Origin of the sequence: Roseovarius gaetbuli, from assembly GCF_900172365.1 — a bacterium.
In the GTDB taxonomy this organism is placed as follows: Bacteria; Pseudomonadota; Alphaproteobacteria; order Rhodobacterales; family Rhodobacteraceae; genus Roseovarius; species Roseovarius gaetbuli.
This window is the reverse complement of sequence record NZ_FWFJ01000075.1, coordinates 1-9,075: the sequence shown is the minus strand read 5'-3', so window position 1 is coordinate 9,075 and position 9,075 is coordinate 1. Positions and strand designations below refer to the sequence as shown.

At 63.2% G+C, this 9,075-nt stretch carries 10 protein-coding genes; 9 read left to right on the top strand and 1 reads right to left on the bottom strand.

What is annotated here, in order from left to right; all coding sequences use genetic code 11:
- Positions 1–336 precede the first annotated feature (336 nt).
- From ROG8370_RS19055 to ROG8370_RS19020, 8 genes are all read left to right on the top strand, one after another.
- Positions 337–1,248 (top strand): 5-bromo-4-chloroindolyl phosphate hydrolysis family protein, encoded by a 912-nt coding sequence (locus tag ROG8370_RS19055; protein ID WP_085828721.1) that lies wholly within the window; start codon positions 337–339, stop codon positions 1,246–1,248.
- Between the two features lie 12 nt (positions 1,249–1,260).
- The gene (locus tag ROG8370_RS19050; RefSeq protein ID WP_085828720.1) at positions 1,261–2,460 is read left to right on the top strand and encodes a toxic anion resistance protein; all 1,200 of its coding nucleotides are present in this window, start codon (positions 1,261–1,263) and stop codon (positions 2,458–2,460) included.
- Positions 2,461–2,469: 9 nt separating this feature from the next.
- A complete protein-coding gene (locus tag ROG8370_RS19045; RefSeq protein WP_370738355.1) occupies positions 2,470–3,426 on the top strand; it encodes a DUF2927 domain-containing protein in 957 nt (318 codons plus the stop codon).
- A gap of 22 nt (positions 3,427–3,448) precedes the next feature.
- Positions 3,449–4,573 (top strand): SPFH domain-containing protein, encoded by a 1,125-nt coding sequence (locus ROG8370_RS19040; RefSeq protein WP_085828719.1) that lies wholly within the window; start codon positions 3,449–3,451, stop codon positions 4,571–4,573.
- Between the two features lie 79 nt (positions 4,574–4,652).
- Positions 4,653–5,057: a RidA family protein gene (locus ROG8370_RS19035; RefSeq protein WP_085828718.1), complete on the top strand. Its 405-nt coding sequence runs from the start codon at positions 4,653–4,655 to the stop codon at positions 5,055–5,057.
- An 8-nt stretch (positions 5,058–5,065) separates the two neighbouring features.
- Complete coding sequence (locus ROG8370_RS19030; protein WP_085828717.1) at positions 5,066–6,160, top strand: TFIIB-type zinc ribbon-containing protein; 1,095 nt, start codon at positions 5,066–5,068, stop codon at positions 6,158–6,160.
- Positions 6,161–6,163: 3 nt separating this feature from the next.
- Entirely contained in the window at positions 6,164–7,207 is a 1,044-nt protein-coding gene (locus ROG8370_RS19025) for a trans-3-hydroxy-L-proline dehydratase (RefSeq protein ID WP_085828716.1), read from the top strand.
- Complete coding sequence (locus ROG8370_RS19020; protein WP_085828715.1) at positions 7,204–7,878, top strand: nitroreductase family protein; 675 nt, start codon at positions 7,204–7,206, stop codon at positions 7,876–7,878. The genes ROG8370_RS19025 and ROG8370_RS19020 overlap by 4 nt, the downstream gene beginning before the upstream one ends.
- A 6-nt stretch (positions 7,879–7,884) precedes the next feature.
- Here ROG8370_RS19020 and ROG8370_RS19015 read toward each other — a convergent pair whose 3' ends face one another.
- The gene (locus ROG8370_RS19015; RefSeq protein WP_073195604.1) at positions 7,885–8,301 is read right to left on the bottom strand and encodes an Hsp20/alpha crystallin family protein; all 417 of its coding nucleotides are present in this window, start codon (positions 8,299–8,301) and stop codon (positions 7,885–7,887) included.
- A 96-nt stretch (positions 8,302–8,397) separates the two neighbouring features.
- On the opposite strand from ROG8370_RS19015, the gene dtd reads away from it, so the two are divergent.
- Positions 8,398–8,835 carry a D-aminoacyl-tRNA deacylase gene (gene dtd, locus ROG8370_RS19010; protein ID WP_085828714.1) on the top strand — a complete coding sequence of 146 codons (438 nt, stop codon included), beginning with the start codon at positions 8,398–8,400 and terminating at the stop codon, positions 8,833–8,835.
- The last annotated feature ends 240 nt before the right edge of the window (positions 8,836–9,075 follow it).

The following is a 9,075-nucleotide window of genomic DNA, read 5'->3' as shown; positions in this document are numbered from 1 at the left end:
CCTCAGAAAAATGAGCCTCCGACCCGGCTGCGGCTCATTTTTCTGAGGGTACGATCATAAAGCGATTCTTTCACGCTGAAGCGGGTCCGACTGGAAGTCGGAGGGTTTGCTCCACGGCGTGGATACTCAAATTCCGCACTCACGGCGGGTCGCACGGATCGCGGAATGCGCCAGCCGGGGCCATCTTCCCCCTAGCAAGCCCGCCCGCCATGGCCTAAGTTCAATGCCAAGTAGATTGGGCCGTGGGGGTGGAATGAGCGATACGGGACTGCAGAAGCTGGCGTTTTTCCTGCTTGTTGCACTGATTATGTTCGTCTCCGCCAAAGGGGGCGTGTGATGGCGCAGCGGTTTGGTGGCAAGTACAGCCCCTCGGGCGACGAGCCTTCGCAGCCATCGGCACACGACGCGCGCCAGGGCAGCTTTAGGGGCGCGCGGCGCACCCGCGCCGGTGGACGGGTCAACCTGTTATTCTTCGCGCCCTTGCCGCTCGCGGCGCGGGCCTTTGGCTCAGGGCCGATTGACCTTGCCTTCAACCTCGCAGCACTTGGCGCGCTTTTGCTGGCGGCCTGGCTCACCCGGCACGGAATTCTGGCGCAAGAGGCTTACGAGGCGCGCAAAATCGCCCGCCGCCCGGCCTTTCCGCGCAAAATAGCGGCCTCGCTTTTCACCGGGCTTGGCCTTGCGCTTGCCGGCTTTGCCAGCAATGGCGGGCTGATCGAACCGCTGATTTACGGTGTCTTGGGCACGGTGCTTCACAGCATGGCCTTTGGGCTTGATCCGCTGAAAGACAAGGGCCTTGAGGGCATCGACACCTTTCAAAGCGACCGCGTGGCGCGCATCGTCGACAAGGCCGAAACCTATCTTGGCGCCATGAGCACGGCGATTGCCCGCGTCGGCGACCGCCAGGCCGAGGCCCGCCTTGAGCGCTTCCAGGCCAGCGTGCGCGACATGCTGCGCACCGTCGAGGATGATCCGCGCGATCTGACGGCGGCGCGTAAATACCTGAGCGTCTATTTGATGGGCGCGCGTGACGCGACGGTGAAATTCGCCGATCTGCACGCCCGCGCGCCGAACCCGGCCGCGCGCGACAGCTATCTCAACCTGCTCAGCGACCTGGAGGAAAACTTCACCGCCAAGACCCGCGCGCTGATGGTCGACAACACCACCGATCTTGATATCGAGATCAGCGTGTTGCGTGATCGACTTGCGCGCGAAGGCGTTCAGCTTGAAACCAAAGATTTAGTGTAAAAGGGACCAATCATGTCAGACACCATCCGCCAGAAAGCCGAGGCCGCCCTTGCCGATGTCGAGGCCGTAAGCCGCGCCGTCCTGCCCGAACCCGCAGAGGCCGACGCGATTGTGGCGCTGGACAAGGCCGATGCCCCGGTCAGCGCCGAGATCACCAGCCGCATGGCCGAGATCGACATGGGCGACACCAACTCGATCGTCTCGTTCGGTTCGGCCGCGCAGGCCGAGTTGCAGGAAATCAGCCAGGCCATGCTTCAGGGCGTGCGCAACAAGGATGTCGGCCCGGCGGGCGATAGCCTGCGCGGGATTGTCACCACGATCCGCGGCTTTGCAGTGAGCGAACTTGACGTGCGCCGCGAGCGCAGCTGGTGGGAAAAACTGTTGGGGCGGGCCGCGCCTTTCGCCAAGTTCACCGCGAAATTCGAACAGGTACAGGGCCAGATCGACAAGATCACAGATGATCTTCTGGGCCATGAGCATGTCCTGCTCAAGGATATCAAATCGCTTGATATGCTCTATGAAAAGACCCTCGCCTTTTATGACGAGCTTGCGCTTTACATCGCCGCCGGCGAGGCCAAGCTGAAAGAGATCGACACCAAGGACATCCCCGCCGCCGAGGCCGCCGTCAAGGCCGCGCCGGAAAATGATCAGGTGATGAAAGCGCAGGAATTGCGCGACCTGCGCGCCGCGCGCGACGATCTTGAACGCCGGGTGCATGATCTCAAGCTGACCCGTCAGGTGACGATGCAATCGCTGCCCTCGATCCGCCTGGTGCAGGAAAACGACAAATCGCTGGTCACCAAGATCAACTCGACGCTGGTGAACACCGTGCCGCTCTGGGAAACCCAGCTGGCGCAGGCGGTGACGATCCAGCGCTCGGCGGAGGCCGCCGCTGCGGTGCGCGACGCCAATGACCTGACCAACGAATTGCTGACGGCGAATGCCAAGAACCTGCGCTCGAGCAACAAGATGATCCGCGAAGAGATGGAACGTGGCGTGTTCGACATCGAGGCGGTCAAACAGGCCAATGCCGACCTGATCGGCACCATTCAGGAAAGTCTCCAGATCGCCGACGAGGGCAAGGCCAAACGCGCCGCCGCCGAAGAAGAGCTCAAGAAGATGGAGGCCGAATTGCGCGACACGCTGGCCTCGGCCAAGGCGCGCAAGGATGGTGTGGGCGACACTGCCGGCACCTCCGTGCCCAAGGGCTGAGCCTGAGAGGTGGGGTGGCGCGAGGTCACACGTTCGGGGCTTATCGGGCTGGGGTTATTGGTGTTGGCGGGGTGTGATACGCTACCGCCGACCCCAGCCGCACGCCCGGTCGAGCGCCCGGCGGGCCTTGTGCCGCCCCCCGCACCGCAAGGGCCGTCGGCCAATAGCCTGGCCCTGGCCAAGTATTACGGACGGCTTGAAGCCGACCTGCTTAATCGCGGGTTGTTGCGCCGCGATGGCGGCGGGCCGGACACGCCCTATACCGACACCGATCTGGCGCGCAATTTCGAGCGGATCGCGTTTTACGACGAATACGCACAGGGCGCCGGCTTTCGCCCCTCGTCCGGGCGGGCCGGTGGCCTGCGCAAATGGGAGGGACCGGTGCGCATGGCGGTTGAGTTTGGCCGCTCGGTGCCCGAGGCGCAGCGCGCCGACGACGCTGCAATGGTCTCGGGCTATGCCGCGCGGCTGGCCCGCGTCACCGGCCACCCGATCAGCGCAAACAGCAGCAAGCCCAATTTTCACGTGCTGATCATGGGCGAGGATGACCGCGACCAGGCGATTGCCCGCATCCGTCAGATCGTGCCCAATGCCGGCCCTTCGACGATTTCGATTTTCCGCGACATGCCGCGCACCATCCACTGTCTGGTGGTGGCGTTTTCCGGCGAAAGCGAGGATTTCACCTATCGCCGCGCCATCGCCTTTATCCGCGCTGAGCATCCGCCCCTGATGCGCCAGTCCTGCGTGCACGAAGAGTTGGCGCAGGGCCTTGGCCTTGCTGACGACAGCCCGCAGGCGCGCCCGTCGATCTTTAACGACGACGATGAGTTTGCGCTTTTGACCACCCATGACGAAGAGCTGTTGCGGCTGCTCTATTCCCCCGCTCTCAAGCCGGGCATGACCGCCGACCAGGCGCGCCCGATCATCCACCGCCTGCTCGCCGTGCGCAGCGGCGGCCCGGTTTAAATCGCGATACAGGAGTTTCCCGATGTCCATTTTCGATTTCCTCTCAGGCCAGTTCATCGACGTCATCCACTGGACCGACGACACCCGCGACACGATGGTCTGGCGGTTCGAGCGCGAGGGGCATGAGATCAAGTATGGTGCCAAGCTTACCGTGCGAGAGGGTCAGGCTGCGGTGTTCGTGCATGAGGGGCAGCTGGCGGATGTCTTCACCCCCGGTCTCTACATGCTTGAGACCAACAACATGCCGATCCTGACCACGCTCAACCATTGGGATCACGGCTTTCGCTCGCCGTTCAAATCCGAGATCTATTACGTCAACACGACGCGGTTCAATAACCTCAAATGGGGCACCAAGAACCCGATCATGCTGCGCGATCCGGAATTCGGGCCGACCCGCATCCGCGCCTTTGGCACCTATACCGTGCGGGTCAGCGATGCGGCGAAGTTCCTGACCGAGATCGTCGGCACCGACGGCGAGTTCACCATGGACGAGATAAGCTATCAGATCCGCAACATCATCGTGCAGGCGTTTTCGCGCATCATCGCCGGGTCCGGCATTCCGGTGCTTGACATGGCCGCCAACACACGCGACCTCGGCAAGCTTGTGGCAACCGAGATTTCCGCCGTGGTGGCCGATTACGGTCTCAGCATCCCAGAGTTCTATATCGAGAACATCTCGCTTCCGCCCGCCGTGGAAGAGGCGCTGGACAAGCGCACCTCGATGGGGGTGGCGGGCGATCTGAACCGCTTTACGCAGTATTCCACCGCCGAAGCGATGACCGCAGCCGCCCATAACCCTGCCGGGGGGGGCGGCATGGGCGCGGGTCTTGGCATGGGGATGGGCATGGCGATGGCCCAGCAGATGGCCGACAAGGATGGCCCCTGGGGCGCTCGTCCGACCTCTCAGCAAACCTCGCAAACCCCGCCGCCACCGCCGCCGGTCGAGCATGTCTGGCATATCGCAGAGGGCGGCGAGACCAGCGGCCCTTTTTCCAAGGCCTCGATGGGGCGGATGGCGCGCGAAGGCAAGCTGACCCGGCAAACCCATGTCTGGACCCTCGGTCAGGATGGCTGGATGCTGGCCGAAGATGTGGCCGAGCTTGCCCAGCTCTTCACCGTTCTGCCACCGCCCCCGCCGGGGGCCTGAAGCTGATGCGGCGGAACGCGGTCGCCGCGATCCAAGACCGATGACAGCCCCCAGCCACCCCTGCACCCGGAGACCCACCATGATCTTTGACCGCGAACTTATTTCCAACGACAACCCGATGGAACGCATCGTCGGGTTCAGCCGCGCCGTGCGTGTAGGCCCGTTCATCTCGGTCGGCGGCACGGCACCTGTGGGCGCGGACGGCAAGACCGTCGGAATCGGAGACGTCGCGATGCAGACCCGCCAATGCATAGAGATCATAAAGGCTGCGTTGGAGCAGGCCGGATCGGGCCTGCATGACGTGGTGCGCACACGCGTCATCCTGACCGACATCGATAACTGGAAAGCAGCCATCGACGTTCGCAAGGAATACTTCGCGGATGTCCGCCCGGTCGACACGATCATGGCGGTTGATCGTTTCGTGAACCCTGAATGGCTGATCGAGTTGGAAGCCGACGCGATCATCGCGAACTGGAACGGGTGAGCACGGCAATGACTGCGGAGCATCGCTTTCCCTGTCAAAGCTGTGGCGCCGATTACCGCTTCGATCCCGATCATGGGCAATTGGTCTGTGATCATTGCGGCGACACCTGCGCCATCGACGTGGGCGGCCCATGGCAGGGCGGCATCCGTGAGCTTGATTTCAGCGCCGCGATCAACGCCCAACTGCCCGCGCAGGAGATCGAGGAAACCCGCGTCACCACCTGTACAAGCTGTGGCGCGCAGGTCGAGTTTGACGAGGCCACCCATGCCCGCGAATGCCCATTCTGTGCCTCGCCCGTGGTCACAGGCACCGGCACGCATCGCCATATCAAGCCGCGCGCCCTGTTGCCCTTTGGCCTTGACGAAGGCACCGCGCGCAAGGCGATGACCGATTGGCTTGGCCGCCTTTGGTTTGCCCCCAACGGTCTGCGCGACTATGCCCGCAAGGGCCGCGCGATGGAGGGCATCTATGTGCCCTACTGGACCTTTGATGCCGATACGAAATCCGCCTATCGCGGCGAACATGGCACGGTCTATTACGTCAATCAAAGCGTGCAGCGCGATGGCAAGACCCATAACGTGAAGGTGGCCAAGGTCCGCTGGCGGCCGGTCTCGGGGCGGGTGGCGCGGTTCTTTGACGACGTGCTTGTGCTGGCCTCAACCTCTTTGCCCAAACGCTTTACCGACGCGCTTGAGCCATGGGATCTGGCCGCGCTTGAGCCCTACCGCCCCGAATATCTCGCCGGGTTTCGCGCCGAGGGCTATACCGTCGAGCTTGAGACCGGCTTTGGCGAGGCGCGCACCCGGATGGACCGGGTGATCGCGCGCGATGTGCGTTTTGACATCGGCGGCGACCGACAGCGTATCCACGATATCCAGACCCAGGTGAGCAATGTCACCTTCAAGCATATCCTGCTGCCGGTCTGGCTTGCGGCCTATAAGTATCGCGGCAAGACCTATCGCTTCGTGGTCAATGGCCGCACTGGGCAGGTACAGGGCGAACGCCCCTACTCGGCCTGGAAGATCGCCTTTGCGGTGCTGATCGTGGCTGTTATTGCGGCGGGTGTGGGCTATGTGGTGGCTCTTAACCAGGGAGGGTCCTGAGCCATGCGATCGAGCCGTAACATCCAGATCGTATCGGCCCATGCGGGCGGCGAAGTGGGCGATGTGATCACCGGCGGCGTGGCCCCGCCCCCCGGTGACACGATGTGGGAAAAGTCGCGCTTCATCGCGCGCGACGATCAACTGCGCCAATTCGTTCTGAACGAGCCGCGCGGCGGGGTGTTTCGTCATGTGAACCTTTTGGTGCCGCCAGTGGATGCGCGCGCCGATATGGGGTTCATCATCATGGAACCGGCCGACACCCCGCCCATGTCGGGCTCCAACACGATCTGCGTGGCGACGGTTTTGCTCGAAACCGGCATCCTTGCGATGTCAGAGCCGGAAACGCACCTTGTGCTTGAGGCACCGGGCGGTCTTGTGGCGGTGCGCGCCGAATGCGCGGGCGGCAAGGTCAGCCGCATTCACCTGCAAAACCTGCCGTCCTTCGCTGCGCGCCTTGACGCGACGCTTGATATGCCGGGCCTTGGCGCGATCACGGTGGATACCGCCTTTGGCGGCGACAGCTTCGTGGTGGTCGATGCCCCGGCGCTTGGGCTTGATCTTGTGCCAGATGCGGCGCGCCATCTGGCCGAGCTTGGCACCCGTATCAGCGCCGCCGCGACCGAGCAGCTTGGCTTTCACCACCCGACAAATCCCGATTGGCGCCATATCTCGTTCTGCCTGTTTGCCACCGCGCCAGAGCGCATTGAGACCGGCCTTGTAGCGCGCCACGCGGTCGCGATCCGCCCCGGCAAGATCGACCGCTCGCCCACCGGCACGGCCGTGTCGGCGCGCATGGCCTTGCTGCATGCGCGCGGGGCGATGGGCGTCGGCGATCGCTATAGCGCGACCTCGCTGATCGGCTCTCGCTTTGACGGCGTGATCGTCGAGACGCAAACAATCGGCGACACCGCCGCGATCCTGCCGGAAATCTCGGGACAGGCATGGATCACCGGAACCCACAACCTTATGCTTGATCCCGATGACCCCTGGCCGCTTGGCTATCGCCTGTCAGACACATGGCCCGGCGCACAGGAGACCCCGCAATGACCGATGATTTCACCCGCCTGCGCCAGACGCTTGATGCGCGCTATTCCTGCCGTGGCTTTCGCCCCGATCCGGTGCCCGAGACAACCATTCAACACCTCGTCATGGCAGCAGGGCGCGCGCCGTCCTGGTGTAACGCACAGCCCTGGAAGGTCACCGTCACCCACGGCGCCGAGACCGCGCGCTTTCGCGACGCCCTGCTTGCGGCGGTAGAACAGGACAAACCCGCGCCCGACCTGCCCTGGCCCGAGAGCTATCCCGGCGCCCATGGTGCGCGTCGGCTTGAATGCGGGTTGCAACTCTACGAGGCTGTGGGCATCGCGCGCAACGACCGTGCCGCCCGAACCGAGCAATCCTTGCAAAACTATCACTTCTTCGGCGCCCCCCACGTGGCGATCATCCACTCCGAAGCCGCCCTTGGCCCTTACGGCGCGCTGGATACCGGCGGCTTTATCACCGCCTTAACACTCGCCGCGACGGCGCTTGGCCTCGGCAGTATCGCCCAGGCCTCGGTCGCGGCCTATGCGCCGATGATCCGCGCCCATTTCAACCTGCCGGAAAGCCGGTTGATCCTCTGCGCGATCTCCTTTGGCTGGCCAGATGCCGCGCATCCGGCCAACGCCTTTCGTACCAGCCGCGCGGCGCTGGAAGACATCTACGATCCGCGCGGCTAAGCGGCATCAACCGCGCTTGATCTCGACCTTGCGGCCCTGCGCGCTGTCACCGCTGCGCCGGGGCACGGTCACATTCAGCACACCATCCTTGAGGTGTGCCTCGACCTTGTCCCCGTCGGCATCGGCAGGCAGCCGGAACGAGCGGCTGAAGGCGCCATACTGACGCTCGCTGAAATACCAGGTGTCACCGGAATCCTCGCGCTGCTCGCTTTTCTCGCCTTTCACGGTGACGAACCCATCATGCACGGACAGATCGATATCCTCCTCCGCGACACCGGGCAATTCCATGCTGATGCGATAGGCGTCGTCGTCCGATGACGCGTCCGAGGCCGGCGCCAGCCAATTCGCCATCCGCGTACCGAAATTGCGCAGAGGTTCGTAAAACTGCGGCCACAAACCTGATGCCTGAGTTTTCTCAACCATTTCAAAGCCCTCCTGTGTGTTGAAATCAGCCTGACTTCTAGCCTATAAACGCCATCGCCGCATTGACGCGGGTCAATCGCAAAAGAGGAGCCGCCCATGCGCGCACTATTGCAACGCGTCTCAGAGGCCAGCGTTCGCGTTGATGGTACGATCATCGGCCAGTGCGGCCCCGGCCTGCTGATCCTGGTCTGCGCCATGCAGGGCGACAGCGAGGCCGATGCCGATCGCCTTGCAGCCAAGATCGCCAAGCTGCGCATCTTCACGGATGAGGCGGGCAAGATGAACCGCTCGATCCTCGACACGGGCGGCTCGGCCCTCGTGATAAGCCAGTTCACCCTCGCCGCCGACACCAGCCGCGGCAACCGCCCCGGCTTTTCCGCCGCCGCCACACCCGAGGTCGGCCACCACCTCTATGAGTATTTCACGGCCCAAATCGCCGCCAATGGCATCGCCACCCAAACCGGCCAATTCGGCGCCGACATGAAGGTCAGCCTCATCAACAACGGCCCCGTCACCATCTGGATGGAAAGCTAACCCCTTCTTCTTGCCGAAAATATCCCGGGGAGTTTGAGGGGCAGCGCCCCTCATCCTTAACCCGAAAGAGAGCGCGCCGCAGGCGCTCCTTTGCCTCAAACCTCTAGAGCATGGTAAGCGTCCGGCCTCGCTGCTCTGACATTTCATAGAGTGTGTTGATAAGTGTCCACTATTGATAGTGGACATCTTGAGGGCGGATATGGCGGGCAAGAAGGGTCAGAAGAAGCGTTTTTGGTCGGA